The organism is Kocuria arenosa (genome assembly GCF_042879215.1).
Classification (GTDB): domain Bacteria; phylum Actinomycetota; class Actinomycetes; order Actinomycetales; family Micrococcaceae; genus Kocuria; species Kocuria arenosa.
The window spans coordinates 124,932-150,627 of record NZ_JBHZTA010000001.1 but is presented as its reverse complement, the minus strand read 5'-3'; the positions used below and the strand labels follow the sequence as shown (position 1 = coordinate 150,627).

Genomic DNA, 25,696 nt, shown 5'->3' with positions numbered 1-25,696 from the left:
CATGACCGAGAAGCACGCACTGGCCGTTCCCGCCGTCGTCGGCGTCCTGGGCGGAGGCCGCATGGGCGCGGGCATCGCCCACGCCTTCCTGCTCGCCGGGGCGGAGGTGACCGTGGTGGAGCGGGACGGACAGGCCGCGGAGGCCGCGCGGGAGCGGATCGAGCGGGACCTGGCCAAGTCCCTGGAGCGCGGGAGCGTGGACGGCAACCTGGACGAGTGGTCCGAGAACCTCACCGTCTCCCTCGACCACGCCGACTTCGTCCCGTGCGAGCTCGTCGTCGAGGCGGTGCCCGAGGTGTGGGACCTGAAGGTCTCGGCCCTGCAGGAGGTCGAGCGCCAGCTGGCCGCGACCGCGTGGCTGGCCACCAACACGTCCTCGCTGTCCGTGGACGGGCTGGCCGAGCAGCTGGGACGCCCCGAGCGGTTCTGCGGGCTGCACTTCTTCAACCCCGTGCCGGCCTCGAAGCTCGTGGAGGTCGTGAACTCGAAGCACACCGGCGAGGAGCTCAAGCGGCTCTCGGTGCAGTGGGTCGAGGGCCTCGGCAAGACCCCGGTGGTCGTCAACGACGCCCCCGGCTTCGCCTCGTCGCGACTGGGCGTGGCGATCGCCCTCGAGGCCATCCGCATGGTCGAGGAGGGTGTGGCCTCTCCCGCCGACATCGACAGCGCCATGGTGCTGGGCTACAAGTTCCCGGTCGGCCCGCTGGCCCTGACGGACATCGTGGGCCTGGACGTGCGCCTGGGCATCGCGGAGTACCTCGAGTCGGAGCTCGGCCCGCGCTTCGCCCCCCCGCAGCTGATGCGGGACATGGTGGCCCGGGGCGAGCTGGGCCGCAAGGCCGGCAAGGGCTTCTTCACCTACGACCAGTAGCAGCCGCCCCTTCCTGCCCCCGACCTCACCGGTTCCGCCCGAGACCGCATGAACAGTGCCGGCGTCTCGGGCAGGGCCTGTGGGTTCTTGTCGGGGGGTGAGGTGGAGGGGCGCGCCGTCGGACGCGGGTCCTATCGTGGGGGCATGCATGCACAGCCCGGGACCCCCGCCACGTGGGACGGTGCACTCAACGCGCGGCGCCTGGCGGGCGACGTGTGGCGGATGGGCCGCTCCGAGCGGCTGAGCCCCGCGGGCTGGCGTGCCGCCGCGGCGGACGGCGTGCGCACGGTCGTGGACCTGCGCAACGCGGACGAGCGGCAGCGCCGGCCCACGGATCCCGTGGACGAGCCGGCCGCCCGCGCCGGCATCACGGTGCTGCACCGCCCCACCGAGGACCCCGCCCATCCGCAGTTCCCGCTGGTGGGCACGCCCTACCTCAACCATCCGCGCGGCTACCGCGACTACCTGCGGCTGTTCCCGGGCCTCCTCGCCGAGGCGGTGCGGGCGGTGGCGACCGCCGAGGGCGCCGTGGTGGTGCACTGCTCGGCCGGCCGCGACCGCACCGGGGTGCTCGCGCTGCTGCTCCTCGGACTGGCCGGAGCGCCCCCGGAGCGTCTCGTCGCGGAGGACGAGGCCGCCGCGCGCGGGATCAACGAGTGGCACCGCGTCTCGCCCGTCCCCCACCCGGTCGAGCGCCATCACCCCGAGCACGAGCTCGCCGCGCTGCTCGCGGAGCGCCGCGCGGCCCTCGAGGAGCTGCTGGCCGAGTTCGACGCCGAGCGCTGGCTCGTGGACGCCGGGCTGGCGCCCGAGGAGCTGGCCTCTCTGCGCCGGCGGCTCGACCGCCCGTCCTGACCCGTTCCCCGGCCTGTCTCCCGCCTAGCTCTCGGCCGGGTTCCCGGCCTGCTGCGGCCTCTCCTTGAGGAAGTTCGTGATCCGCACGGTGCACAGCCGGGTGCCGTCCTCGTGCTCGACGACCACCTCGTGGCACGTGAGGGAGCGGCCGAGCTGGAGAGCGGTGGCCGTGGCGGTCACGGTGCCCGTGCGGGAGGACCGGTGGTGGGTGGCGTTGACGTCCACGCCCACGGCGACCTTGCCCATCGTGGACGCGTGGATCACCGCGGCCCAGGAGCCCACGGCCTCGCCGAGGGCCACCATGGCACCGCCGTGGAGCAGGCCCAGCGACTGACGGTTGCCCTCGACGGGCATGGAGGCGACCACGCGCTCCGCCGACTCCTCCAGGACGGTGACGCCCATCTTCTCGTCGAGCTCGCCCAGGACGATGCGCCAGGGCTCGTGGGTCTCGGTCGTGATCATGGCACTCCTCGGGAGCTCGGCGGCGTGACAGGACCACCGTGGGGCAGTGGTCCTGAGGTGTGACGTAGGTTATCGTGGTCATAATACCGAACGATCGGTCAGGATGCGGGCAGCGGACCGCCCGCAGGCACCCGAGCGAAAGGACCACGCACCGTGGCAGCACAGACCCAGACCATCCTCCCCAGCTACCTGCGGGGCCGGTGGTGGACGCCGGAGAACCCGCAGAAGGTCACGGAGGTGGCCGACGCCTCGACAGGCGAGGTGGTGGCGCGCGTGTCCACGGACGGCATCGACATCGCCTCCGCCGTGGACCACGGCCGGACCGTGGGCCAGCGTTCGCTCGGGGAGCTCACCATCCACGAGCGGGCGCTCAAGCTCAAGGAGCTCGCCCAGCACCTCACCGAGCACAAGCAGGAGCTCTACGACGTCTCCTACTCGACGGGCGCCACCCTGAAGGACCACTTCTTCGACGTGGACGGCGGCATCGGCACCCTCTTCACGTTCTCCTCCAAGGGCCGGCGGGAGCTGCCCAACGCCAACGTCATCGTGGACGGCGCGGTGGAGCAGCTCTCCAAGGACGGGTCCTTCCTGGGCGAGCACATCTACACCCGCATGCCCGGCGTCGCCGTGCAGATCAACGCGTTCAACTTCCCGGTGTGGGGCATGCTCGAGAAGTTCGCCCCCGCCTTCATCGCCGGCATGCCGACCCTGGTCAAGCCGGCCACGCCGACCGGCTACGTCACGGCCGCCTGCGTGCGTCTCATGCTCGACTCCGGCATCCTCCCCGAGGGCTCCCTCCAGCTGGTCTCCGGCTCCGCCCGGGACCTGCTCGACCACCTGGACTACCGCGACCACGTGGCCTTCACCGGCTCCGCCGGCACCGCGCAGTCGCTGCGCCACCACGACAACGTCATCAACGGAGGAGTGCGCTTCACCGCCGAGACGGACTCCCTCAACGCGGCGATCCTGGGCCCCGACGCCACCCCGGAGACCCCGGAGTTCGAGGCGTTCGTGAAGGCGGTGTTCGTCGAGATCACGTCCAAGGCCGGGCAGAAGTGCACGGCCATCCGCCGCGTCATCGTCCCGCAGGACCGCGTGGAGGACGTCGTGGCGGCCGTCGCCGAGCGCGTGCAGCAGCGCGTGGTCATCGGCGACCCCCGCACCGAGGGCGTCACCATGGGCGCCCTGGCCTCCAAGGAGCAGCAGAGCGAGGTGCGCAAGGCCGTGGAGCGCCTGGTCGCCGCCGGCGGCACCGTCCGACTGGGCGGCCCGGACGCGTCCGTCGGTGACGCGGACACCGGGGCGGGCGCGTTCTTCCCCGTCACGGTGCTGTCCTTCGACGACCCGGACACCCCGGAGGTGCACTTCGTCGAGGCCTTCGGCCCCGTGACCTCCGTGCTGGGCTACACCGACGTCGACGACGCCGTGCGGCTCGCCGCGCTCGGCGGCGGCTCGCTCGTGGCGACCGTGTGCACGAACGACGGCGCGACCGCCGCCCGGTTCACGGCGGGCATCGGCTCGCACCACGGGCGGGTGCACTTCCTCAACCGCCAGGACGCCAGGACCTCGACCGGCCACGGCTCCCCCATGCCGCACCTGGTCCACGGCGGCCCCGGCCGCGCCGGCGGCGGCGAGGAGCTGGGCGGCGTGCGCGGCGTCAAGCACTACATGCAGCGCACGGCCATCCAGGGCCCCCCGGACATCCTCACGGCCGTGACCGGCGTGTGGCACCGGGGCGCCGCGGCGAACACCGTGACCCGTGAGGCGGTCGAGAACGGCACCGGCGAGCACCCGTTCCGCAAGTCCCTGGAGACCCTGCGGATCGGCGACCAGTTCGCCTCCGAGCTGCGCACCGTGACCCTCGAGGACATCACCGAGTTCGCCGAGAAGACCGGCGACACCTTCTACGCACACACCGACGAGGAGGCCGCCACGGCCAACCCGTTCTTCCCGCGCCGGGTGGCCCACGGCTACCTGCTCGTCTCCTGGGCGGCCGGGCTGTTCGTGGAGCCGGCCCCCGGCCCCGTCCTGGCGAACTACGGGCTGGAGAACCTGCGCTTCATCACGCCGGTGACCTACGACGACCACATCCGCGTGACCCTCACCGCCAAGCAGATCACCCCGCGGGTGACCGACGAGTACGGCGAGGTCTGCTGGGACGCGATCCTGCACAACCAGCACGACGAGATCGTCGCGACTTACGACGTGCTGACCCTGGTCGCGAAGACCTGGCCCACCGCCTGAGCGGCTGACCCGGGCGGGACCCGCCCCGGACCGCCGAGTCCCCACCCGGGGCAGGCTCCGGGCTGCCGAGTCCCCACCCGGGGCAGGCTCCGGGCTGCCGAGTCCCCACGATGCACGCAATCCCCCACGCGCCGGCGTGGGGGATTGCGTGCATCGTGGGGACTCGGCAGAGAGGCTGCAGGGAACCTGGGGACTCGGCGGACATCGGGGGGAGGGACCGCCGGGACTCGGCGGAACGGCCGGCCGACGGGTCAGGGGGCCCGCAGCCCCGAGAAGGCGAGGGCGACCACGGTGTCGGCCAGCCCGTCGTCGGTCTTGTCCGGGTCCGGCCGGTACCAGTCGACGATGGAGTTGATCATGCCCAGGAGCAGCCGCGAGGCGGAGCGGGCGCTGAGGTCGCGGCGCAGGTCGCCCTCCTCCTGGGCCTGCTCGATGAGCGCGCCGACCCGGCGGGTGACCGTGCGGCGGCGCTCGAGCGCCTGCGTCTCGACCTCCGAGTTGCCCCGCAGCCGCAGCAGCAGGGTCACGTACGGCATCTGCTCCACGAGCACGTGCACGGTCCCGCGGATCACCTGCTCGAGCCGCTCGACCGCCGGGGCCTCCGTCCGTTCGGCGGTGGCCAGGACCTCCTCGAGCGCGTCGAGGGCCCGGTTCAGCGCCTGCTCGAGGATCTCCTCCTTGGACTCCACGTGGTGGTAGATCGCGGACTTGGAGATCCCCAGGTGCTTGGAGAGAGTGCCCATCGACGTGGCGTCGTAGCCGTGGACGTTGAAGACCTCCACGCACACGTCGAGCAGCGTCTCGCGGTCGTAGCCGGGCCGGCCACGGCGCGGGGCCGCGCTGTCCGGAGGAGCGGGCGCCGGTGCGTGCGTCATGGGGACCTCGATCTCGATGGGGACGGGCAGGACAACGATCTTATGACGCGACGAGCCCCCGAGCGGTCTCGGGGGCCGGTCGCGGCACGGGTCGGCGCGCGGACGTCACGCGTCCTTGCGGTGGTCGTAGACGCGGCGCAGCTTGCCGGAGGAGCGGGCGAGGGTTCCCGGCTCGGCGATCCGGATCGAGGCGGAGGAGCCGATCTTCGTCTTGATGGCGTGCAGGAGCTTCTGGCCGCCGGCCTCGGCGGCCTCGACGGTCACCTGCTCGCGCCGCTCGATGTTGATGGTCATCTGGTCCATCCGGTGCGGGCGGGTGATCTCGAGCGTGAAGTGCGGGCTCAGCTCCGGCACCTGCAGGGCGAGCTCCTCGATCTGGGAGGGGAACAGGTTGACCCCGCGCAGGATGATCATGTCGTCGGAGCGGCCCGTGATCCGGCCCATCCGCCGGTGCCCGGGCCGGTCCGTGCCGGGCAGCAGGCGGGTCAGGTCGTGGGTGCGGTAGCGGATGATCGGCAGGGCCTCCTTGGTGAGCGCCGTGAACACGAGCTCACCGGGCCGGCCGGTCTCCTGGACCTCGTCCGTGAACGGGTCGATGATCTCGGGGCGGAAGTGGTCCTCCCAGATGTGGGAGCCGTCCTTGGAGGCGGCGGACTCCCCGGCCACACCGGGGCCCATGACCTCCGAGAGTCCGTAGATGTCGCACGCGTCCACGTCGAAGGCCGTCTCGATCTCGCGGCGCATCTGCTCGGTCCAGGGCTCCGCCCCGAGCACCGCGGTGCGCAGCGACGTCTCGCGCGGGTCCAGGCCGAGCTTCTTGAAGCCGTCGGCGATGGTCAGCAGGTAGGTGGGGGTCGAGAGGATGGCCTCGGGCTCGAAGTCCCGGATCATCTGGACCTGCTTCTCGGTCTGTCCGCCGGACATCGGGATGACGGCGCAGCCCAGGCGCTCGGCGCCGTAGTGGGCGCCGAGCCCGCCCGTGAACAGCCCGTAGCCGTAGGCGTTGTGCACCTTGTCGCCGGGCCGCACGCCCGAGATCCGGAAGCAGCGGGCCACGAGGCCCGCCCAGGTGTCGATGTCGCTCTGGGTGTAGGCCACCACGGTGGGCTGCCCGGTGGTGCCGGAGGAGGCGTGGATCCGCCGGATCTCGCTCATCGGCACCGCGAGGGACTTGAACGGGTACGCCTTCCGCAGGAACTCCTTGTCCGTGTACGGGAAGAGCCGGAGGTCCTCGAGCTCCTTGAAGTCGCCGGGGTGCACTCCGTGGCCGTCGAAGAGCTCGGTGTAGGCGGGAACGTTCTCGTAGGCGTGGTGCAGGGTCCAGCGCAGCCGCTCGACCTGCAGGGACTCGACCTGGTCCCGGCTCATCGTCTCCTCGGGGTCCGGCTGCGACCGGTCCGCGGGGGCGGGTGCGGGGGTGTAGGGGCTGGGGACGGAGCACTCGGTCATGTCAGACTTCCTCGGGCTGCGGGGCGGACGGCGGGGCGGACTGCAGGACGGGCTGCGCGGCCGGATCGCCGGCCGGCCGCTCCGCGGGCGGCGCCGCGCGGCGGGCGGGGTTCGGGATCGTGCGGCTGCGGCCCCGGAACTCGGCGATGAGCCGGCCGTCGGCCAGGACCTGGATGTCGTAGACACCGCTGCGTCCCGCCTGGGCGCGCACGGTCCCCACGGCGGTGAGCTCCTGCCCGCGGCGGGCCGAGGCGAGGAAGTTGATGTCCACCCCTGCGGCCACCGTGATGGTGCTGCCGTCACCGGCGGGGTCGTTGCAGGCGAGGGCGAAGCAGGTGTCCGCGAAGGCGAAGACCATGCCGCCGTGGGCGATGCCGAACCCGTTGAGCATCTCCTCCCGCAGCGTCATGCGGATCTGGGCGTGGCCGTAGTCGGCACGGTCCACGGTGATGCCCATCCATCGCGAGGTGTGGTCCCCCGCGAGGATCGGATGGCCCTGGGACATGTAACTCTCCTCACAGTTCACGACCGAATGTTCAGTAGACAATCCCACTCCGCCGCCCGTGTCAACCCGCGCCGCCTCGAAGGATCTCCGGACAGCCCCTGGGGACGAGCTGTTGACGCCGTCCCCGTGGACTTATATTCTGAACGAACGGTCAGTTAGTCGCGTGCGGCCCTCCCGCCCCGCGGCACCATCTCGTCGGAAGAGGGACACCATGACTACGCAGAACACCGGCCTCCACGCCGTGCCCGCCGCGGACGCGGCCGAGCAGGCCGAACTGGACCGCGCGGGCGAGGAGCACTTCGACCGCATCATCGCCGAGGACTCCCGGGTCGAGCCGCGCGACTGGATGCCCGCGGCCTACCGCAAGACGCTGGTCCGCCAGGTCTCGCAGCACGCCCACTCCGAGATCATCGGCATGCAGCCGGAGGGCAACTGGATCTCCCGGGCGCCGTCCCTCAAGCGCAAGGCCATCCTCATGGCCAAGGTGCAGGACGAGGCCGGCCACGGACTGTACCTCTACTCCGCCGCCGAGACCCTGGGCACCCCCCGCTCCGAGCTCAACCAGCAGCTGCTGGACGGCCGGGCCAAGTACTCCTCGATCTTCAACTACCCCGCGCGCACCTGGGCCGACATGGGCGCCATCGGCTGGCTCGTGGACGGCGCGGCGATCGCCAACCAGGTCCCGCTGTGCCGGGCCTCCTACGGCCCCTACGGCCGGGCCATGGTCCGGATCTGCAAGGAGGAGTCCTTCCACCAGCGCCAGGGCTGGGAGATCCTCTACGAGCTCTCCCACGGCACGCCCGCCCAGAAGCAGATGGCCCAGGACGCCGTGAACCGCTTCTACGGCCCCTCCCTGCAGATGTTCGGCCCCCCGGACGACGACTCGCCCAACTCGAAGCAGTCCATGGCGTGGAACATCAAGCGCTTCTCCAACGACGAGCTGCGCCAGCGCTTCGTGGACATGATCGTGGAGCAGGCCGCGGCGCTGGACCTGACGCTGCCGGACCCGGACCTCAAGTGGAACGAGGATCGCGGCCACTACGACTACGGACCGCTGGACTGGGACGAGTTCAAGGCCGTCGTCGGCGGCCGGGGCCCGTGCAACCTCCAGCGCATGCAGCGCCGCCGCACGGCGCACGAGGACGGCGCCTGGGTCCGCGAGGCCGCCGCCGCCTACGCCCGCAAGACCGCCGCGGAGCGCGCCTCCGCCGAACTCATCGGAGCCTGAGCATGAGCGAGAACACCGTGAGCCCGATCGGCGCGCCCTCGGACGAGTGGCCCCTGTGGGAGGTGTTCGTGCGGTCCTCGCGCGGACTCTCCCACGTCCACGCCGGGTCCCTGCACGCCCCGGACGCCACGATGGCCGTGCGCAACGCCCGGGACCTCTACACCCGCCGCAACGAGGGGACCTCCGTGTGGGTCGTGCCCTCCGCGGCCATCACCGCCTCGGACCCCGACTCCAAGGGCGGGTTCTTCGAGTCCGCGCAGGGCAAGAGCTACCGCCACGCCACGTACTACACCAAGAGCGAAGGGGTGAAGCACCTGTGAGCTACGCATCCCACGAGTCCGCCACCAGGATCAGCGCGGGCGACGCGATCACCGCGGAGGACATCCAGGCCGGCGGCGCGAAGGCCCCCGAGGACGTGGCCCGCTACGCCCTGTCCCTGGGCGACGACGCCCTGATGCTCGCCCAGCGCCTCGGCTGGTGGATCGCCCGGGCCCCGGAGCTCGAGGAGGACATCGCGCTGGCGAACATCGCCCTGGACCTGCTCGGGCACGCCCGCTTCCTCCTCACCTACGCGGGCACCGCGTGGGGGAAGACCGAGGACGACCTCGCCTACTTCCGCGACGAGGAGCAGTTCCGCTCCTGCCGCCTCGTGGAGCAGGAGAACGGCGACTTCGGGCAGACCATCGCCCGGCAGCTGATCTTCTCCTACTACCAGTACGAGCTCTACCGCCGCCTGGTCCGCTCCACCGACCCGACGCTCGCCGCCATCGCGGACAAGGCCCTCAAGGAGGTCGAGTACCACCAGGACCACGCGAGCCAGTGGATCCTGCGCCTGGGCCTCGGCACGGAGGAGTCCAAGCGCCGCGTCCAGGCCGGCCTGTACTACATGTGGCCCTACGTGGACGAGCTGTTCCACGACGACGAGCTCGTCGAGTCCCTGGGGGACGCCGCCGTGCGCCCGTCCTCCCTGCGCGCCGACTTCGACCGGCGGATCACGGCGATCCTCGACGAGGCGGGGCTGTCCGTTCCCAAGGTCCTGGGCGCCTACGGCGGGGACCGCTCGGGGCAGTTCAGCGAGCAGCGCGGCCACATCCTCGCCGAGATGCAGGTGCTGGCCCGCCAGCACCCCGGCGCCACCTGGTGAAGAGGCGATGGCGATGACCGACTCCGAGCAGGCGGGCACCACGCAGGTGACCGGCCGGGAGCTGCGGCCCCGGGACGAGGCCGCCGGCCGCGTCTGGGACGTCGCCGCCACGGTGAACGACCCGGAGGTCCCCGTGCTCTCCATCGCCGACCTCGGCATCCTGCGGGACGCCCGGGTCGAGGGCGGGCGCGCCGTCGTCGTCATCACCCCGACCTACTCCGGGTGCCCCGCGATGGAGACCATCACCACGGACGTCACCCGGGCGCTCAACGCGCAGGGCTACGACGACGTGCGGGTCGACCTCGTGCTGCAGCTCGCGTGGACCACGGACTGGATGAGCGACGAGGGCAAGCGCAAGCTCGACGAGTACGGCATCGCCCCGCCCAGCGGCCGGGCCGCTGCCGGTCCCGTCCGGCTGGGGCTCACCGTCAAGTGCCCGCGCTGCCACTCCCTGAACACCCGCGAGCTGACCCGCTTCGGGTCCACCGCCTGCAAGGCGCTCCACGTCTGCAACGAGTGCCTGGAACCCTTCGACTACTTCAAGGTGCACTGATGACCGAGATCACCGCCCCGGCCCGGCGCCGAGCCACGTTCAACACCCTCGAGGTCTCCCAGGTCCGCAAGCTCACCGCGGACTCCGTGGAGGTCGCCTTCGCGGTGCCCCCGGAGCTCGTGGACGACTACGACTACCTGCCCGGGCAGTACGTGGCGCTGCGCGCACACATCGACGGGCAGGAGGTCCGCCGGTCCTACTCGATCTGCGCGGAGCCCCGGCCGGGCGAGATCCGGGTGGCGATCAAGCAGGACCTCGGCGGGGTCTTCTCCACGTGGGCCAACGAGTCCCTGAAGGCCGGCGACACGCTCGACGTCATGAACCCGCAGGGCGCGTTCACCTCCAAGCTCGGGCTCACGAGCATGAACGACCCCGAGAGGCTCGCCGCCGAGGAGGTCGCGAAGAACGCGTCGGTGCACCTCGTGGCCTTCGCCGCGGGCTCCGGGATCACCCCGATCATGGCGATCGCCAAGGCCGTGCTGCGCGCCTCGGAGTCCTCCACGTTCGACCTCGTCTACGCCAACCGCTCCGCCATGGAGGTGATGTTCGCCGAGGAGCTCGGGGACCTCAAGGACAAGTACCCGTCCCGCCTGGCGATCCACCACGTGCTCTCCCGCGAGCAGCGGATCAGCCCGCTGATGTCCGGGCGGATCGACGCCGACAAGCTCAAGGACATCCTGGACGAGGTGCTCCAGGTGGACCGGACGGACGAGTGGTTCCTGTGCGGGCCCTTCGAGCTCGTCCAGCTGTGCCGGGACACCCTCGCGGAGCGCGGCGTGCCGGAGGACAGGATCCGCTTCGAGCTGTTCAGCACCGGCCGCCCCGAGGCACCCCAGGGCCAGCAGGGACGCGTGGTCCCGGCGGACCCCTCGGGCGAGAGCTACGACATCACGTTCAACCTGGACGGGCTCTCCTCCTCGATCGAGTCCCCGAAGAACGCCCAGGAGACGGTCCTCAACGCGGCCCTGCGGGTCCGCCCCGACGTCCCGTTCGCGTGCGCCGGCGGGGTGTGCGGCACCTGCCGCGCGAAGGTCGTCTCCGGGGAGTTCGTGATGGAGGAGAACTACGCCCTCGAGAAGGACGAGATCGAGAAGGGCTACGTGCTCACCTGCCAGACCCGTCCCACCTCCGGGCAGCTCGTCGTCGACTTCGACGCCTGAGCCGCGCGGTCCCGGGGCCCGGCACCTGAGCGGTGCCGGGCCCCGGGCCGTCCCGACCCGGGCCCCGACCGCGGTCCCCGCACCGGGTCCCGACCTCCCAGTCCCCGACCTCACCGAGGAGCAGCAGTGATCGACCTGACCATCGACGGATCCGTGGCCGAAGTGGTGCTGAACGCGCCCGGGAGGATGAACGCCCTGGACGAGGCCGCGCTCGCCGAGCTGGGCGACGCCTACGCCGAGGCCGGGAGGGCCGGCGTCCGGGCCCTCGTGCTGCGCGGCGAGGGCCGCGGCTTCTGCGCCGGCCGCGACATCTCCGCTGTGGATCCCGCGACCGACGACGCCCACGGCTACCTGGCCGGGAAGGTCACCCCGCTGCTGCGCGCCATGACCCGGTTCCCGGCCCCGACGTTCGCCGCCGTGCAGGGCCCGTGCCTGGGCGTGGGGCTCGGCCTCGCAATCGCCACGGACGTGGTCTACGTCGCGGACAGCGCGAAGATCGGTTCCCCGTTCGCCAGTCTGGGGGCGACCCTCGACTCGGGCGGGCACGCCCTGTTCACCGAGCGGCTCGGCGCCCACCGGACCCTGGACCTCATCTACACGGCCGAGCTGATGAGCGGACAGGAGGCCGTGCGCTCCGGGCTGTTCAGCCGCTCGGTGCCCGCCGACGAGCTGCTCGAGCTCACCCGGGCCAAGGCCGCGGCCGTGGCGGAGGGGGCGACGGGCGCGTTCCTCGCCTCCCGCGAGCTCGTGGCCCAGATCCGCGACGAGCGCCTGGGGCTCTGGGAGTCCGTGGAGAACGAGAACCGGGTGCAGGGCGAGCTGTGCCGCAGCGCCGACTACGCCGAGGGCTTCGCCGCGTTCCAGCAGAAGCGCCCGCCGCGGTTCACCGGCGGCCGGGGCTGACCCGGGAGGACGGCCCCACCGGGGACGGCCCCGGGACGAGCCCGGCACGGCCGCGGGGCGAGCGGGGTTAAGCGGTCGGGGAACAGCCTGCCCGCTCCCCCCGGAGCCGGTTAACGTGGTGGGCATGACATCTACGGTGACCTCTTCGGTGTTCGACCTCTCCGGCTTCGACCGCTCCGTCCGCCCCCAGGACGACCTCTACCGCCACGTCAACGGCACGTGGCAGCGCCGGACCGAGATCCCCGACGACAAGCCGTCCGTGGGCGCGTTCATCGAGCTGCGGGACCAGGCGGAGGCCGCCGTGCGCGAGCTCATCACCCGGGCCCGGGCCGGGGACCCCGAGGCGGTCGAGTCCAAGATCGCGAACCTCTACGCGTCCTTCATGGACGAGGAGCGGATCGAGGCGCTCGGCGCCACCCCCCTCGCCCCCGACCTCGCGGAGGTCGACGCCGTGGCGGACGTGCCCGGGCTGGTCCGCCACCTGGGCCGGATGATCCGGCGCGGTGCGGGCGGGCTCGTCGGCGTGGACGTCGACGCCGACCCGGGCGACCCCGAGCGCCAGCTCGTGTTCGTGGGGCAGTCGGGGCTGGGCCTGCCCGACGAGGAGTACTACCGGGACGACCAGCACGCCGCGATCCGCGGGAAGTACCTGGAACACGTGCGGACCATGCTGTCCCTGGCCGGGTTCGAGGACGCCGAGGAGCAGGCCCGCGCGGTGGTGGAGCTCGAGACGCGGATCGCCTCCCGGCACTGGGACAAGGTCACGGTCCGCGATCTCACCAAGATGTACAACCCCATGAGCTTCGAGGAGCTCGCGGCCTCCGGCACGGTCCTCGACTGGAGGCTCCTGGCCGAGGGCGCGGAGCTGCCCGGGACGGCGCTGCGCACCGTGGTCAACGCCCAGCCGTCCTTCTTCACCGGGGTCGAGGAGCTGCTCGTCGACGACCTGCTGCCGGCGTGGCGTTCCTGGGCCCGCTGGCACCTGGTCTCCGCGCGCGCCTCCTACCTGTCCTCCGCGTTCGTCGAGGAGGACTTCGCGTTCTACGGCACCGTGCTCTCGGGGACCCCGCGGCTCAAGGACCGCTGGAAGCGCGGGGTCGAGCTCGTCAACGGGGTCCTCGGCGAGGCCGTGGGCGAGCTCTACGTCGCGGCGCACTTCTCCCCCACCGCCAAGGAGCGGATGGACGAGCTCGTGGCCAACCTCCTGGAGGCCTACCGCGTCTCGATCACGGGCCTGGACTGGATGACGGAGCAGACCCGCCAGGAGGCGCTGAAGAAGCTCTCCCAGTTCACCCCGAAGATCGGCTACCCGGAGCAGTGGAAGGACTACTCCTCCCTGCGGATCAGCCCCGAGGACCTCGTGGGCAACCGGATCCGCACCACGGAGTTCCGGCTCGCCGAGCTGGTCCGCAAGGCCGGCCACCCGGTGGAGAAGCACGAGTGGCTCATGACCCCGCAGACGGTCAACGCCTACTACCACCCGCTGCGCAACGAGATCGTCTTCCCGGCCGCGATCCTGCAGCCCCCGTTCTTCGACGAGGACGCCGACGACGCCGTGAACTACGGCGCGATCGGCTCCGTGATCGGCCACGAGATCGGCCACGGCTTCGACGACAAGGGCTCGACGTGCGACGGCGACGGCCGGCTGCGCAACTGGTGGACCGACGCCGACCGGCAGGCCTTCGAGGAGCGCACGGCGGAGCTGGTGCGCCAGTACGACCGCCTGGTCCCGGAGCAGCTGGAGGACGAGGGCACGCACGTCAACGGCGAGCTCACCCTGGGCGAGAACATCGGGGACCTGGGCGGACTCACCATCGCCCACAAGGCGTGGCGGATGTCCCGGGAGACCGGCAGCGCCTTCGGCCCCGGGGAGCTGATCGACGGCTACAGCCCCGAGCAGCGGCTCTTCCTGTCCTGGGCCTACGTGTGGCAGCAGAAGTCCCGTGACGAGGCGCTGCGCCACCGCATCGCCACCGACCCGCACTCCCCCAACGAGTTCCGGGCGAACCAGGTGGTCCGCAACGTCCCCGCCTTCTACGAGGCGTTCGAGGTCGTGGAGTCGGACGCGCTGTGGCTGCCCGAGGTGGAGCGCGTCAGCATCTGGTGACCTCGGCGCCCGGTGGCCGGGGGCAGGTCCCGGCCACCGGGCTCAGCCGCCCCCGCCGGAGCCGAGGAGGAACGCGGCGGCCACCAGCCACAGCACGAGGAACACCAGGAAGACCCCGAGCAGCACGGTGCCCACCCAGCCGAGCACCCGGCCGGCCGTCGCCGGGACGCCCAGCTTCTCGGCCTCGCGCGCCTGCCAGATCGCGAACGGCGCCAGCACCGGCAGCAGCACCACCCCGAGGATGCCGAGGATCAGCGCGGTCTCGGCATGGCTGCGGCCTCTGGCGTACCGGTCCGCGAGCCACGGCGGGACCGGCTGCCACGCCCCCGGGTCCCACGGCGCTGTGGGGCCCGGGGGCGGTCCGGAGGGGCCGCCCGGGCGCGGGGTGTCGTCGGATCGGTCGTCCACGGGGTCCTCCAGGGTCGGTGATCGGTCAGGGCAGCGCGTAGTGGCCCGTGACGTGGACCACGGTGGCGTAGCCGGCCACGGCCAGCGCGGCCGAGAGCGGCACGAGCACGAGCACGGTCGTGTCCACCCTGCGCAACGCCTGCGGGGTGGTGGGGAGTCGTGCGCTCACCAGCGGGACGAGCGTCCCCAGCAGCAGCAGGGCGAGCGGGACGAAGTAGCGGCCCTGCACCCCGTTGACGATCCCGGACTGCACGGGGGCGAAGCTCAGGTACAGCGTCCCGAAGATGGCCGCGACGTTGAGCAGCAGCACCACCGCGAACCAGACGACGACCCGGCGCGACGCCCGGCCGCGGGGCCCGTGGAGGAAGGCCGCGCCCACGGCGACGAACCAGCACACCGCGCCCACGAACGGTCCGTTGATGTTCCCGCCCGGCCCGTAGCCCATCTGCCCCACGACGCCCGCCGCGTACTGCCAGTCCAGGGTCAGGATCGTCCGCGCCGCCACGCCCAGGACGGCGACCGGCTCGCTGAGCACGAAGGCCAGCTGGTCGTCGGGGCGCACCATGTGCCGCTCCTCCGGGCCGCGGAGGATGCCCATCGCCTCGGTCGTGCCGGCGGCCAGCGACATCCACACCGCGAAGCCCAGCAGGGTCAGCAGCAGGCAGGCGGTGAGCACCAGCGCGGCGGCCACCGGCCGCCCGTCGGCGCGGCGGGGCAGCGGATACCGCCGCAGCGGGACCGCCAGCAGCAGCAGGGAGAGGATGACATAGGTGGGTTTCATCAGCGGCAGGACGCACGCGCCCACGAGCACCGCTCCCAGCTCGAACCGGGAGAGCGGCTCCTCGGAGCGGTTCAGCACCGTGGCCCGCAGCACGAGTGCGATGAACGTGAACACCACGGCGTTGGTGACGGAGTCGGCGGAGATCACCGCCGACTGGTAGAGCGCGGTGGGCACCAGGGCCACGCAGAACCCCGCCCACAGGAAGCGGGTGCGGCGCAGGGCCCAGAGCCCCACGGCGACCACCGCCGTGTAGGAGAGAACCTGCAGGACCCGCATCAGGGCCCAGGTGCTGCCCACGCCGAGGTCCGCGGCGGTGGCGATGCGCGCCCCGAGGGCCGAGGGCAGGTAGGGCACGGGCGAGTACGCCGCGGTGTTGGAGAACGAGGTCTGCACGTGCTCGTCCCCCAGCGGCGCCGCGAGCGCCCGGTCACGGGCCTCGGACGGGACGAACAGGGGGTCGGAGCCGCGCTCCTTGGTCCTGGGCGGCCCGCCGTGGCCGGTCATCAGCTCCGCCGCGGCGACGGGGACGGACCCGCCGTAGACCGGGTAGGGGCCGTCGTCCGGGAGCCGTTCGGGGGCGAGACCTCCCTGGGAGACCTGGTAGGCGCGCTTGAAGTGGGAGCTCTCGTCCGGGCCCCATGCCGCCGGCACCACGGCGGCGAAGACCGCCCCGAAGAGCAGGGACAGGCCCGTGAACAGGGCCACCACGGTGCGGGGGCGCAGACCCGGGCGGGGGCTCGGGCCGAGGACGTCCTCGGGGGCCCGGTCGGGCGCCAGGACAGCGGTGGCCACCTCAGCCCTCGTCCGCGGGCAGCAGCTCCGCGGCGCCGAAGCGGCGGTTGGCGAGCACGGGCACGGTCTCCCGGACCTCGGCGATGCGCTCACGCGTGACGTCGGCGGTCAGCACGGTCTCGTCCTCCCCGGCCTCGGCGACCACCACGCCGAGCGGGTCGAGGACCGCGGAGCGGCCCACCGTGTGCTCGGAGCAGGTGTCCGCGGCCGCGACCCAGACGGTGTTCTCGATGGCGCGGGCCTTGAGCAGCGCCTGCCAGTGGTCCACCTTGTGCTCACCCGCGAACCAGGCGGCGGGCACGGTGAGCAGCTCCGCGCCGGCGTCGACCACGGCGCGGCAGATCTCGGGGAAGCGCAGGTCGTAGCAGGTGATCATGCCGACCGCGAGCTCCCCGATCCGCACCACCGTGACGCCCTTGTCCCCCGGGCGGATCCGGTCGGACTCCCGGTGGCTGAAAGCGTCGTAGAGGTGGAGCTTGCGGTAGGTGCCGAGGATCGCGCCCTGCGCGTCCACGGCCACGAGCGTGTTGTAGGGGCGTCCGTCGGCGGAGCCCTCGTAGCCGCCCGCGATCACCGCGACACCCGTCTCCGCGGCCAGGAAGGACAGCTGCTGGACGAAACCCGACCAGCCGCGCAGCACCAGGTCCTCGAAGTCCTCCCCGAGGAGCTGCTCGGAGAACATGGCCTCCTCCGGGAACACCACCAGCTGCACCGCGCCGGCCGCGGCCTGCTCGGCCAGCCGGCGCATGGTCCGCAGGTTCTCGGCCGTGTCGGCGGTGGGTGCGAACTGTCCGACGGCGATCTTCACGGGTGTCCTCCTCGGGGTCGCGGCTGGAGCTCCCACTGTATCCGCGACCGGCCCGTGCCCCCTCGCTCGCGGCGCTGCCCGTGACAGGATGGGTCGTGGGACGACCGCGCGAGCGAAGGGCAGGCGATGGGCGAGCAGTCCGAGACGCCGGGGCGACGCCGGCTGTCCGAGCGCGTGCTCGGCGGCGGGGTCGCTCCCGATCCCCGGTTCACGCTGGCCAACGAGCGCACGTTCCTCGCCTGGATCCGGACCGCGCTCGCGTTCCTGGCCGGCGGGATCGCCATCGAGGCGTTCACCGCGGACCTGTTCGACGACGGCGTGCGGAAGTTCCTCGCGATCGTCCTGCTGGTGCTGAGCATGCTCCTCAGCGCGGGCGCCACGTTCCGCTGGATCGGGGTGGAGCGGAGCATGCGGCGCCAGGCCCCGCTGCCCCTGCCCCTGATCGCACCGGTGCTCGCGGTGGGCGGGGCGATCGCGGCGGGAGTGCTCGTCGTCGTCGTCCTGCAGGGCTGAGATGCCGCGCCCGCGGCCCGGCCCCCCGCCGGGGCCGCCGGCTCCCCCGCGGCCGCCGCACGGGGACCCCGGGCTGCAGCCGGAGCGGACCACGATGGCGTGGGGCCGGACCCTGATGTCCTTCGTGGTGGTCTCCGCGGTCTTCCTGCGCTGGCTGCCGCACCACGGGCCGTTCGTGCTGGTGATGTTCGGCCTGGCCGTCCTCACGGCGGCGGCGATCTACCTCACGCAGCGGCCCCGCTACGTCCGCAGCGCCCGCGGCATCGTCGAGGAGGGCACCGAGCCGGAGGTCGGCGCCGTGCTGGCCACGTCGGGCGCGGTGCTCGCCCTCGGCGGCCTCGGCATCTGGGTGGTGCTGATCCTCGTCTGAGCCCCACCTCCCCAGCCCGCGAGGTTGCAACGACCACGTGTCCTCGAGGCGCGCCGGTCGCCGGCACGTGCACCCTCGCGGACGAGGAGCGGAGGAGGAGAGGGGTCAGTTGATGAGGTCGCGCACCACGATGGTGTCGTCGCGGTCCGGGCCCACGCCGATCGCGGACATCCGGGTGCCGCTCATCGACTCGAGCGCCTCGACGTAGGCCCGGGCGTTCGCCGGCAGGTCCTCCAGGGTGCGGCAGCCGGTGATGTTCTCCTCCCACCCGTCGAAGTGCTCGAAGATCGGCCTGGCGTGGTGGAACTCGGTCTGGGTCATCGGCATCTCGTCGTGCCGGACGCCGTCGACGTCGTAGGCCACGCACACCGGGATCTGCTCGATGCCGGTGAGGACGTCGAGCTTGGTGAGGAAGTAGTCGGTGAAGCCGTTGATCCGGGAGGCGTGGCGGGCCATCACGGCGTCGTACCAGCCGGTGCGGCGGGGACGGCCGGTGTTCACGCCGAACTCGCCGCCGGTGGTGCGCAGCTGCTCGCCCATCTCGTCGAAGAGCTCGGTGGGGAACGGCCCGGCGCCCACGCGGGTGGTGTAGGCCTTGATGATGCCGATCGCCCGGGTGATGCGGGTCGGCCCGATGCCCGAGCCCACGGACGCGCCGCCCGCCGTGGGGTTGGAGGACGTCACGAACGGGTAGGTGCCGTGGTCCACGTCGAGGAAGGTTGCCTGGCCGCCCTCCATGAGGACCACCTTGTCCTCGTCGAGCGCCTGGTTGAGCAGGTAGGTGGAGTCCACGATCATCGGGGCGAGCCGGTCGGCGTAGCCCAGGAAGTACTGCACGACCTCCTCGACGTCGATGTCCCGGCGGTTGTAGAGCTTCACGAGCAGCTCGTTCTTCTGCCGCAGGGCCCCTTCGATCTTCTGCCGCAGGATCGACTCGTCCAGGACGTCCTGGACGCGGATGCCGAGCCGGCCGACCTTGTCCATGTAGGCGGGGCCGATGCCGCGGCCCGTGGTGCCGATCGCCCGCTTGCCGAGGAAGCGCTCCGAGACCTGGTCCATGGTCTGGTGGTACGGGGCCACCAGGTGGGCGTTCGCGGAGACCCGCAGCCGGGAGGTGTCCGCGCCCCGCGCCTCGAGACCGTCGATCTCCTCGAAGAGGGCCTGGGGATTGACGACGACGCCGTTGCCGATCACGGGGACGGCGTTGGGGCTCAGGATGCCCGCCGGCAGGAGCTTGAGCTCGAACTTGTCTCCGCCCACCACCACGGTGTGCCCGGCGTTGTTGCCGCCGTTGGGCTTGACCACGTAGTCCACGCGGCCTCCCAGCAGGTCGGTGGCCTTGCCCTTGCCCTCGTCGCCCCACTGGGCGCCGACGATCACGATTGCTGGCATTGAACGACTCTCCTGCCTGGATGAAGCGGGACTTCTCCCGCGGGACCCGGCGGAGGCGCGCACCGGCCGGGCACGACAACGCCCCTGCGTCGGCCCGCTCCCGTCCGCACGCCCGAGGAGGCGCGGCGCCGGCAGGAGGAGACCCAGGGGCTCGTACCGTGCAAGTCTAGCGGCCCGTGACCCGGGGCAGGCACTCGCCGCCCCGTCCGGGGACCGCCGCGGTCCGATACCCTCGGTGCTCATGAGCTCCCCTTCCACGTGGACCCCGACCGGGTCCCCGTCCTCCGCGCCCGCGGCCGTCCCGGGCACCCACCTCACGGCCCGTCACCTCGTGATGATGGCCCTCGGCAGCGCGATCGGCACCGGCCTGTTCATCGGCACGGGCGCCGCGATCCGCACCGCCGGGCCGGCGGTGCTGCTGTCCTTCCTGGTGGCGTGCCTGCTGCTGGTGCTCTTGATGCGGGCGCTGGGCGAGATGGCCGCCGCGGACCCGTCCCCCGGCGCGTTCTCGACCTACGCCGAGAAGGCCATGGGCCGCACCGTGGGCCGCACCCTCGGCTGGCTGTGGTGGGCGCAGATCGTGGTGGTGGTCGCGGCGGAGGCCACGGCCGCCGCCCAGCTCCTCACGGAGCGGTGGCCCGTGACGGAGCAGTGGGTGCTGGCGCTGCTGTTCATGGTGGTGTTCACGGCGGTCAACCTGGTGAAGGTGCGCACGCTCGGCGAGACCGAGTTCTGGTTCGCGCTGATGAAGGTCCTCGCGGTGCTGGCCTTCCTGGCGGTCGGGGTCGCCGTGCTGCTGGGCCTGTCCGACGCGCCCTCCCCGGGGCTCGGGAACCTCACCGCCCACGGCGGCTTCCTGCCCAACGGCCCGACCGGGGTGGCCGCCGCGCTGCTCGTGGTGGTCTTCGCGTTCGGCGGCACGGAGCTCGTGACCATCGCCGCGGCGGAGACCGAGGACCCGCAGCGCAACGTGGCCCGCGCCGTGCGCACCATCCTGGTCCGGATCCTCGTCTTCTACGTGGGCGCCGTGACCGTCATGGTCCTGGTCCTGCCGTGGAACGACGAGCAGCTCTCGGTCAGCCCGTTCGTGGCCGTGCTGGAGACCGCCGGGGTGCCCGGCGCCGACGTGGTGATGGCCGTGGTCATCGTCCTGGCGCTGCTCTCGGCCCTCAACGCGAACATCTACGGCGCGTCCCGGATGCTCTGGTCGCTGGCCCGCCGCGGCTCGGCGCCGCAGGCCTTCGCCGACGTCTCCGACCGCGGGGTGCCCCGGACCGCGGTGGTCGTCTCCGTGGCCTTCGGTTTCGCCGCGGTGGTGCTCAACTACCGGTGGCCGGAGACCGTGCTGCTGTGGATGCTCAACACCGTGGGCGCCACGTGCCTGGTCGTCTGGGGACTCGCGCTGGTCTCGCAGATCGTCCTGCGCCGCCGCGCGGACCGGGACGGCACCGCGCTGCCGCTGCGGATGTGGGCCTTCCCGTGGCTGTCCTACCTGGCGCTGGCGCTCCTCGCCGGGATCGTCCTGCTCGGGGTGCTCGACGACGCCGTGCGGGGCCAGCTCCTGCTCACGGCCGGGCTGGTGCTGCTCATCGCGCTCGCCGCGCGGACCCTCGGCCGGCGGGCGGAGCACCTCCCCCGCGGCTGAGCACGGGCCTCCCGGCCGGCCGGGAAGATCGCCGTGGGCCAGGGGCATCGTGGTGGGTCAGGGCCCGGGCGCCGGGCGCTGCCGTGGGATCAGCGGCTGCTCGGCCCGGGCCCGCAGCTGCTGCACGACCCACGTGTTGCCGTCCGGGTCGCTGAACCCGAAGAGCGTGCCGCCGTCCCGCTCGTCCACCACGGTGATCTCGCCCGCCTCCACGCCGCGGGCGAGCAGCTCCTCGCGCGCCGCCCCGGCGTCGGGGACGACCAGCTGCAGCCCGCGCAGCGACCCGGGGGCCATCTCCCGGTGGGCGGGGAGGTTGCCGACCACGATGGAGCACCCCGACCCGGGCGGGGTGAGCTGGGCGATGTCCATCTGCTCCGTGGCCGTGCGGTGGTCGAGGCGGAAGCCGACACCGTCCCGGTAGAACGCGATCGCGCGGTCGATGTCCGCGACCGGCAGCAGGACCACTTCGAGCGTCCAGTCCACGGTCAGGCCCCGTCCTGCGCGGGCCGCCCGGTCAGCAGCTCCTCCAGCCGGTCGTAGCCCTGGGCCATCCCGGACTCCATGCCGGTGGCCAGGTACTGCTCGCGCGACTCGACGGACGGGTGGACCGATCGTCCCGTGAGCCGGGAGCGCCCGCCGGGCAGGTCCTCGAACGTCGAGTACTCGAGCGTGACCAGGTCCGGCCAGCCCTCGAACTCGAACGTCTGGACGATGAGGGCGTCCTGCCGGACGGTGTGGAAGACGCCGCGGAAGGCGTACTCGTCACCGCCCTCCGCGCCGCGCTGGACGAACCGGTAGGACCCGCCGCTGCGGCAGTCGAAGCCGTCGATCCGGGTCTCGAGCCCGCGCGGTCCGATCCACTGCCGGTACAGCTCCGGGTCCGCGTGGGCGCGGAAGACCTCGGCGGCAGGGGCGTCGAACTCACGGGCGTAGTCGACGCAGGGGACGCCCTCGGGCGCCGTGACGTGCAGGGTGTTGGCCATGACGTGCTCCTCGGTGGAGTGTTCCTCGGTGGTGGACTGCTCAGCGGACCCGGGCGGTGAGCAGCTCCTCGAGCCGCTCGTAGCCGTCGGACATGCCGGTCTCCATGCCCGAACCGGCCGTGCCGTCGCGGGCCTCCTGGGTGGGGTAGACGGCGTGGCCGACCAGCCGGCACCGTCCGTCCCCGAGGTCCTCGAAGCGCAGGAACTCGAGGTCGACCACGTCCGGGTAGCCCCCGAACTCGAAGGTCTGGACGACGAGCTCGTTCTCGCGCACGGTGTGCAGGATGCCGCGGAACGCGTAGGAGACGCCGTCCGGGCCGGTGTGGTGGTACTCGTAGACGCCGCCGGTGCGGAAGTCGTAGGAGTCGACCTCCACGTGCGTGCCGCGCGGGCCGAGCCACTCGCGCAGCAGGGCGGGATCGGCGTGGGCGCGGAAGACGTCGGCCACGGGGTGGTCGAACTCGCGCTCGAAGTCGATGAACGGCAGGCCGTCGGGAACGGTCAGGTGCAGTGGGTGTCCCATGGTTCAGTCCTGGGTGTGCTCGCCGCGGTCCGCGGCTCGGGTGTCGAGCACGGCGTCGAGGCGGCGGAACTGCTCCTCCCGGACCAGCCGGTACCGGTCGATCCACGTGGTGAGCGCCTCGAGCCGTGCGGGGTCGAGGTGGACGGGCCGGCGCTGGGCGTCACGGGTGCGCGTGACGAGCTGCGCCTGCTCGAGGACCTGGATGTGCTTCGAGACCGCCTGCAGGGAGATCGCGAAGGGTTCCGCCAGTTCGGTGACCGTGGCCGGTCCGCGGCTGAGCCGGGCGACGATGCGGCGGCGGACCGGGTCGGCGAGTGCCAGGAAGGCCTTGTCGAGGAGGTCGTCGTCGCCGGGGTCCACGGTATTTGTCAACTAAATCCTTGATCAACCTGTTGGTTGTTAAAGGCTAGGACTCCCGCGCCGCCCCGGCAAGGTCCGTGACCGGATCGTGACGGGCGGAGGCCTCCCCAGGTGCTGCGCGCTCCTCGGAGGGCTGCGGCGACCCGGCCCGCGACGCCCCGGTTCCCGCGCGCGGCCGCACGGCCGCGGCCAGGCAGGCGGCGGTGAGGACGGCCAGCGCGGCCGCCACCCCGCGGTTGACGAAGAACGCGTGGATCTGGGAGTGGTTGCTGAGCACCGTGTACCAGAAGGGCACGGCCAGGGCGGGCAGGGCGAGGACCGCGGCGGCCCCCCACCGGGCGGGCCCTCCCCGGCGCAGCGCCAGGACGAGGCCCACGCCCGCCGCGAGCAGGCAGCCGGTCAGCACGAGCCCGGAGGTGGGCACGACCTCCCACCAGTAGGTGAGGTTGCGGCGCACGCCCGCGCCGAACGCCTCGGAGACCCCCGTGTGGTCGCCTCCGGTCCGGATCCCCACGTTGCGGCGGACCACCTCCAAGGTCTCCGGGACGCCCAGGAAGGCGCCGGCGACGACCCAGCGCGCGAGCCAGGTGACGGCGAAGGCCACAGGCCAGACCAGACCGCTCACCAGCACCGCAGTGGCGGTCTCCCGCAGGGCCCCGGTGCGGCACCAGACCGCCGCGCCGACCACGAACGCGGACATCGCCCAGGGCACCGCGGGGGTCGTGAGGAGGTCCACGAAGCAGAACAGCGCCGCGCCCAGCGCCACTCCCGCGTACGCCGTCCGGGGCGAGCGCCCCGCCCCGAGCGCGGCGAGGACCACCGACAGGAAGATGAAGGCGATGGAGATCGACTGGCTGAAGGACGTCGAGGGCGTGGACAGCAGGTTGGTCCCCACCAGGTAGGGCAGGACCAGGGCCAGCGCCACGGCGGTGGACGTCCGCGCGCGGACCGCGAGGAACGCCCCGCCCAGGGCGAGCACCATGAGGGTGCCCGAGACGATCCGCAGGCCCTCGAGACCGGTCAGCGCCAGCACGGGACGGGTGAGCACGGTGTAGCCGGCCCAGTACTTGTAGTAGTCGTTGTCGGTGAGCACGGCCCCCTCGGAGAGGGCCCGCAGCTGCTCCGGGCCGCCGCCGCAGGTGGCGAGCCGGGGCATCCGGACGGCACGGCTGAACGCCGACTCCTCCGGGGACGCGCCCAGGCCCGTGCCCGCCACGACGCACTCGGTGAAGGTGTCGGCGGGGCCGCCCATCCGGTCGATCGTCCCGTGGGGGCCGTAGGTGCCGTCCTCGACCGCCGCCAGCAGGTTCTCGACGATGGGCCGGTCCGGCACCGCCTGGCCCGCCGTCAGCAGCCCGAACAGGGCGAACTGCAGGACCAGGAGCATCCCCAGCCCCTGTGCCCAGGGCAGCAGAGGGAGCAGTCGCGACCGCGGCCACTCCCGTCCCGCGCTCACGGGAGCTGCCGCCGGCGCTCCGTGCCGCCGGACCCGGTCCGGTCCTGGCCGTCCCCGCCGTTCCAGGGGGGAGCCGGCTGCCGCAGGTAGAACAGCCGGGAGGTCTCCCGGCGGATCTTCGCCTGGCCGCTGAGCAGCACGCCCATCAGCAGGAACACCCCGGACAGGATCATCAGGGAGGCGGCCAGGAACGCCGTCGGGAAGCGCGGGACGAGTCCGGTGCCGGCGAACTCCGCGACCACGGGGAGGCCGAGTACCAGGCCCAGCAGGAACAGCGCCAGCGAGACGGCGCCGGTGACGAAGAACGGGCGCTCGTGGAAGAGCAGCTGCCCGAAGACGCCCAGGATCCGGAAGCCGTCGTGGTAGGTCCGCAGCTTGCTCTCGCTCCCCTCCGCCCGGTCACGGAAGCCGACGGCGACCTCGGTCTGCGGCATCCGCGCGTTGACGGCGTGCACGGTCAGCTCCGTCTCGATCTCGAACCCGCGGGAGAGACCGGGGAAGGACTTGACGAAGCGGCGCGAGAAGACCCGGTAGCCGCTGAACATGTCGGAGACCCTCCGGCGGAAGGCGAAGGTGACGAGCGCGTTGAAGAACCTGTTGCCGGACTCGTGCCCCGACCGGTAGGCGGTGCTGGTGACCTGCCGGCGCACGCCCACCACGTGGTCGTAGGGTCCGGCGAGCAGCGTCTCGATCAGGAGGGGGACGTCGGCCACGTCGTAGGTGTCGTCGCCGTCGATGAGCACGTAGACGTCGGCGTCCAGGTCCGCGAAGGCCCGCCGGACCACGTTGCCCTTGCCCTTCTCGTCCTCGCGCCGCACGTGCGCCCCCGCACGCCGGGCGGCCTCGGCGGTGCCGTCGGTCGAGCAGTTGTCGTAGACGTGCACCTCGATGCCGGGCACCGCGGCGTGCAGGTCGGTCACGACCCGCGCGACGGCCGTCTCCTCGTTGTGGCAGGGCACGACGGCGACGATGCGGGGGGTGGAGAGCATGGGCACTCGTTCCTGCGGTCGGGGGCGGGGGTGGCTCGTCCATTATGGCGAGTGGGCGCGGGGCGCAGGACCGTGGTCCCCCGCCGGTGCGTCGCCGTGCGTCCGTGTTGCGTCCTGTGACGTCCCGGTCGTCACAGTCGGCGCACCGGCGTCTTCTGGGCGCCCGCACTTGGCAGCACGGCGGGGCAGCCGCTGGAATGGGTCCTGCATCTATCCAGAGCGGCCGAGAGACCTGGCTCGTCGACGCCGCAGCAACCATCCGCGCCCCCGCCACGGGGTGCGCGGAACGGTGCTCCCGCCAGGACCGATGGAGCTGTCGC

Annotated in this window: 26 protein-coding genes, 1 pseudogene and 1 riboswitch; of the genes and pseudogenes, 13 read left to right on the top strand and 14 right to left on the bottom strand. The window is 72.4% G+C overall.

Translation table 11 applies throughout. The features are described 5' to 3' along the window. The first annotated feature begins 1 nt into the window (after nucleotide 1). Entirely contained in the window at nucleotides 2–871 is an 870-nt protein-coding gene (locus ACFYE3_RS00715; protein WP_387605749.1) for a 3-hydroxyacyl-CoA dehydrogenase family protein, read from the top strand. A 144-nt stretch (nucleotides 872–1,015) separates the two neighbouring features. Continuing rightward, entirely contained in the window at nucleotides 1,016–1,726 is a 711-nt protein-coding gene (locus ACFYE3_RS00710; protein ID WP_387605750.1) for a tyrosine-protein phosphatase, read from the top strand. Nucleotides 1,727–1,750: 24 nt separating this feature from the next. On the opposite strand, the gene ACFYE3_RS00705 is transcribed toward ACFYE3_RS00710, so the two are convergent. Next, nucleotides 1,751–2,188 carry a hotdog fold thioesterase gene (locus ACFYE3_RS00705; RefSeq protein ID WP_387605752.1) on the bottom strand — a complete coding sequence of 146 codons (438 nt, stop codon included), beginning with the start codon at nucleotides 2,186–2,188 and terminating at the stop codon, nucleotides 1,751–1,753. Between the two features lie 153 nt (nucleotides 2,189–2,341). On the opposite strand from ACFYE3_RS00705, the gene paaZ reads away from it, so the two are divergent. Next, complete coding sequence (paaZ, locus tag ACFYE3_RS00700; RefSeq protein ID WP_387605754.1) at nucleotides 2,342–4,432, top strand: phenylacetic acid degradation bifunctional protein PaaZ; 2,091 nt, start codon at nucleotides 2,342–2,344, stop codon at nucleotides 4,430–4,432. Nucleotides 4,433–4,683: 251 nt separating this feature from the next. Here paaZ and ACFYE3_RS00695 read toward each other — a convergent pair whose 3' ends face one another. From ACFYE3_RS00695 to paaI, 3 genes and pseudogenes are all read right to left on the bottom strand, one after another. Continuing rightward, nucleotides 4,684–5,307: a TetR/AcrR family transcriptional regulator gene (locus tag ACFYE3_RS00695; RefSeq protein WP_387605757.1), complete on the bottom strand. Its 624-nt coding sequence runs from the start codon at nucleotides 5,305–5,307 to the stop codon at nucleotides 4,684–4,686. A gap of 105 nt (nucleotides 5,308–5,412) precedes the next feature. Then, nucleotides 5,413–6,756: a phenylacetate--CoA ligase family protein gene (locus tag ACFYE3_RS00690; protein ID WP_387605759.1), complete on the bottom strand. Its 1,344-nt coding sequence runs from the start codon at nucleotides 6,754–6,756 to the stop codon at nucleotides 5,413–5,415. A gap of 109 nt (nucleotides 6,757–6,865) precedes the next feature. Further along, nucleotides 6,866–7,261 (bottom strand): annotated as a pseudogene (gene paaI / locus ACFYE3_RS00685) (hydroxyphenylacetyl-CoA thioesterase PaaI); the annotation flags it as partial. Between the two features lie 211 nt (nucleotides 7,262–7,472). Between paaI and paaA the strand changes: the two are divergent. The 7 genes from paaA (at nucleotide 7,473) to ACFYE3_RS00650 (ending at nucleotide 14,356) form a co-directional block, all read left to right on the top strand. Beyond that, nucleotides 7,473–8,489 (top strand): 1,2-phenylacetyl-CoA epoxidase subunit PaaA, encoded by a 1,017-nt coding sequence (gene paaA, locus ACFYE3_RS00680; RefSeq protein WP_387605762.1) that lies wholly within the window; start codon nucleotides 7,473–7,475, stop codon nucleotides 8,487–8,489. A 2-nt stretch (nucleotides 8,490–8,491) separates the two neighbouring features. Further along, complete coding sequence (gene paaB / locus ACFYE3_RS00675; protein WP_017833090.1) at nucleotides 8,492–8,809, top strand: 1,2-phenylacetyl-CoA epoxidase subunit PaaB; 318 nt, start codon at nucleotides 8,492–8,494, stop codon at nucleotides 8,807–8,809. Continuing rightward, on the top strand, nucleotides 8,806–9,633 hold the full coding sequence (gene paaC / locus ACFYE3_RS00670; RefSeq protein WP_387605765.1) for a 1,2-phenylacetyl-CoA epoxidase subunit PaaC: 828 nt from the start codon (nucleotides 8,806–8,808) through the stop codon (nucleotides 9,631–9,633). Before paaB ends, paaC begins: the two co-directional genes overlap by 4 nt. A 7-nt stretch (nucleotides 9,634–9,640) precedes the next feature. Next, entirely contained in the window at nucleotides 9,641–10,186 is a 546-nt protein-coding gene (gene paaD, locus ACFYE3_RS00665) for a 1,2-phenylacetyl-CoA epoxidase subunit PaaD (protein ID WP_387605767.1), read from the top strand. Then, nucleotides 10,186–11,346, top strand: coding sequence for a 1,2-phenylacetyl-CoA epoxidase subunit PaaE (gene paaE / locus ACFYE3_RS00660; RefSeq protein ID WP_387605768.1), 1,161 nt, complete (start codon nucleotides 10,186–10,188; stop codon nucleotides 11,344–11,346). Before paaD ends, paaE begins: the two co-directional genes overlap by 1 nt. A 126-nt stretch (nucleotides 11,347–11,472) precedes the next feature. Next, complete coding sequence (locus ACFYE3_RS00655; protein WP_387605769.1) at nucleotides 11,473–12,249, top strand: enoyl-CoA hydratase/isomerase family protein; 777 nt, start codon at nucleotides 11,473–11,475, stop codon at nucleotides 12,247–12,249. A 124-nt stretch (nucleotides 12,250–12,373) separates the two neighbouring features. Beyond that, on the top strand, nucleotides 12,374–14,356 hold the full coding sequence (locus tag ACFYE3_RS00650) for a M13 family metallopeptidase (protein ID WP_387605772.1): 1,983 nt from the start codon (nucleotides 12,374–12,376) through the stop codon (nucleotides 14,354–14,356). Between the two features lie 42 nt (nucleotides 14,357–14,398). Here the strand turns inward: ACFYE3_RS00650 and ACFYE3_RS00645 are convergent, their stop codons facing one another. Genes ACFYE3_RS00645 through ACFYE3_RS00635 form a run of 3 tightly spaced genes read right to left on the bottom strand, consistent with a single transcriptional unit; the run spans nucleotide 14,399 to nucleotide 17,145 of the window. After that, nucleotides 14,399–14,764, bottom strand: a complete 366-nt coding sequence (locus ACFYE3_RS00645; protein WP_387605774.1) for a hypothetical protein — start codon at nucleotides 14,762–14,764, stop codon at nucleotides 14,399–14,401. Between the two features lie 25 nt (nucleotides 14,765–14,789). Beyond that, nucleotides 14,790–16,337 (bottom strand): DUF2142 domain-containing protein, encoded by a 1,548-nt coding sequence (locus ACFYE3_RS00640; protein ID WP_387605777.1) that lies wholly within the window; start codon nucleotides 16,335–16,337, stop codon nucleotides 14,790–14,792. Nucleotide 16,338: 1 nt separating this feature from the next. Beyond that, complete coding sequence (locus ACFYE3_RS00635; protein WP_387605779.1) at nucleotides 16,339–17,145, bottom strand: carbon-nitrogen hydrolase family protein; 807 nt, start codon at nucleotides 17,143–17,145, stop codon at nucleotides 16,339–16,341. Nucleotides 17,146–17,271: 126 nt separating this feature from the next. Here ACFYE3_RS00635 and ACFYE3_RS00630 point away from each other — a divergent pair, with 126 nt between their 5' ends. Next, a complete protein-coding gene (locus ACFYE3_RS00630) occupies nucleotides 17,272–17,658 on the top strand; it encodes a YidH family protein (protein ID WP_387605781.1) in 387 nt (128 codons plus the stop codon). Nucleotide 17,659: 1 nt separating this feature from the next. Continuing rightward, a complete protein-coding gene (locus tag ACFYE3_RS00625; RefSeq protein ID WP_387605783.1) occupies nucleotides 17,660–18,028 on the top strand; it encodes a DUF202 domain-containing protein in 369 nt (122 codons plus the stop codon). Nucleotides 18,029–18,133: 105 nt separating this feature from the next. Here ACFYE3_RS00625 and ACFYE3_RS00620 read toward each other — a convergent pair whose 3' ends face one another. Next, the gene (locus ACFYE3_RS00620) at nucleotides 18,134–19,420 is read right to left on the bottom strand and encodes an adenylosuccinate synthase (RefSeq protein WP_387605785.1); all 1,287 of its coding nucleotides are present in this window, start codon (nucleotides 19,418–19,420) and stop codon (nucleotides 18,134–18,136) included. Nucleotides 19,421–19,661: 241 nt separating this feature from the next. On the opposite strand from ACFYE3_RS00620, the gene ACFYE3_RS00615 reads away from it, so the two are divergent. Beyond that, nucleotides 19,662–21,065, top strand: a complete 1,404-nt coding sequence (locus tag ACFYE3_RS00615) for an amino acid permease (protein ID WP_387605786.1) — start codon at nucleotides 19,662–19,664, stop codon at nucleotides 21,063–21,065. 57 nt (nucleotides 21,066–21,122) lie between these two features. Here ACFYE3_RS00615 and ACFYE3_RS00610 read toward each other — a convergent pair whose 3' ends face one another. From ACFYE3_RS00610 to ACFYE3_RS00585, 6 genes are all read right to left on the bottom strand, one after another. Next, nucleotides 21,123–21,548 (bottom strand): VOC family protein, encoded by a 426-nt coding sequence (locus ACFYE3_RS00610; protein ID WP_387605789.1) that lies wholly within the window; start codon nucleotides 21,546–21,548, stop codon nucleotides 21,123–21,125. Between the two features lie 2 nt (nucleotides 21,549–21,550). Continuing rightward, nucleotides 21,551–22,048 carry an SRPBCC family protein gene (locus ACFYE3_RS00605; protein ID WP_387605790.1) on the bottom strand — a complete coding sequence of 166 codons (498 nt, stop codon included), beginning with the start codon at nucleotides 22,046–22,048 and terminating at the stop codon, nucleotides 21,551–21,553. 40 nt (nucleotides 22,049–22,088) lie between these two features. Beyond that, nucleotides 22,089–22,571 carry an SRPBCC family protein gene (locus tag ACFYE3_RS00600; RefSeq protein ID WP_387605792.1) on the bottom strand — a complete coding sequence of 161 codons (483 nt, stop codon included), beginning with the start codon at nucleotides 22,569–22,571 and terminating at the stop codon, nucleotides 22,089–22,091. Nucleotides 22,572–22,574: 3 nt separating this feature from the next. Then, nucleotides 22,575–22,931, bottom strand: coding sequence for an ArsR/SmtB family transcription factor (locus ACFYE3_RS00595; RefSeq protein ID WP_368822143.1), 357 nt, complete (start codon nucleotides 22,929–22,931; stop codon nucleotides 22,575–22,577). 46 nt (nucleotides 22,932–22,977) lie between these two features. Beyond that, entirely contained in the window at nucleotides 22,978–24,318 is a 1,341-nt protein-coding gene (locus tag ACFYE3_RS00590; RefSeq protein ID WP_387605795.1) for a hypothetical protein, read from the bottom strand. A 65-nt stretch (nucleotides 24,319–24,383) separates the two neighbouring features. Continuing rightward, entirely contained in the window at nucleotides 24,384–25,376 is a 993-nt protein-coding gene (locus ACFYE3_RS00585) for a glycosyltransferase (RefSeq protein ID WP_387605797.1), read from the bottom strand. Between the two features lie 207 nt (nucleotides 25,377–25,583). Then, nucleotides 25,584–25,690: riboswitch (SAM riboswitch) on the top strand. The last annotated feature ends 6 nt before the right edge of the window (nucleotides 25,691–25,696 follow it).

Bases quoted from the DNA above. Each gene is read 5' to 3' on its own strand.
- ACFYE3_RS00620 (WP_387605785.1), bottom strand. From the start codon at position 19,420: ATGCCAGCAATCGTGATCGTCGGCGCCCAGTGGGGCGACGAGGGCAAG.
- ACFYE3_RS00695 (WP_387605757.1), bottom strand. From the start codon at position 5,307: ATGACGCACGCACCGGCGCCCGCTCCTCCGGACAGCGCGGCCCCGCGC.
- ACFYE3_RS00585 (WP_387605797.1), bottom strand. From the start codon at position 25,376: ATGCTCTCCACCCCCCGCATCGTCGCCGTCGTGCCCTGCCACAACGAG.
- ACFYE3_RS00710 (WP_387605750.1), top strand. From the start codon at position 1,016: ATGCATGCACAGCCCGGGACCCCCGCCACGTGGGACGGTGCACTCAAC.
- ACFYE3_RS00590 (WP_387605795.1), bottom strand. From the start codon at position 24,318: ATGCTCCTGGTCCTGCAGTTCGCCCTGTTCGGGCTGCTGACGGCGGGC.
- paaE (WP_387605768.1), top strand. From the start codon at position 10,186: ATGACCGAGATCACCGCCCCGGCCCGGCGCCGAGCCACGTTCAACACC.
- paaB (WP_017833090.1), top strand. From the start codon at position 8,492: ATGAGCGAGAACACCGTGAGCCCGATCGGCGCGCCCTCGGACGAGTGG.
- ACFYE3_RS00650 (WP_387605772.1), top strand. From the start codon at position 12,374: ATGACATCTACGGTGACCTCTTCGGTGTTCGACCTCTCCGGCTTCGAC.
- ACFYE3_RS00715 (WP_387605749.1), top strand. From the start codon at position 2: ATGACCGAGAAGCACGCACTGGCCGTTCCCGCCGTCGTCGGCGTCCTG.
- paaA (WP_387605762.1), top strand. From the start codon at position 7,473: ATGACTACGCAGAACACCGGCCTCCACGCCGTGCCCGCCGCGGACGCG.
- ACFYE3_RS00615 (WP_387605786.1), top strand. From the start codon at position 19,662: ATGAGCTCCCCTTCCACGTGGACCCCGACCGGGTCCCCGTCCTCCGCG.
- ACFYE3_RS00600 (WP_387605792.1), bottom strand. From the start codon at position 22,571: ATGGGACACCCACTGCACCTGACCGTTCCCGACGGCCTGCCGTTCATC.
- ACFYE3_RS00630 (WP_387605781.1), top strand. From the start codon at position 17,272: ATGGGCGAGCAGTCCGAGACGCCGGGGCGACGCCGGCTGTCCGAGCGC.
- paaD (WP_387605767.1), top strand. From the start codon at position 9,641: ATGGCGATGACCGACTCCGAGCAGGCGGGCACCACGCAGGTGACCGGC.
- ACFYE3_RS00605 (WP_387605790.1), bottom strand. From the start codon at position 22,048: ATGGCCAACACCCTGCACGTCACGGCGCCCGAGGGCGTCCCCTGCGTC.
- ACFYE3_RS00690 (WP_387605759.1), bottom strand. From the start codon at position 6,756: ATGACCGAGTGCTCCGTCCCCAGCCCCTACACCCCCGCACCCGCCCCC.
- ACFYE3_RS00705 (WP_387605752.1), bottom strand. From the start codon at position 2,188: ATGATCACGACCGAGACCCACGAGCCCTGGCGCATCGTCCTGGGCGAG.
- ACFYE3_RS00625 (WP_387605783.1), top strand. From the start codon at position 17,660: ATGCCGCGCCCGCGGCCCGGCCCCCCGCCGGGGCCGCCGGCTCCCCCG.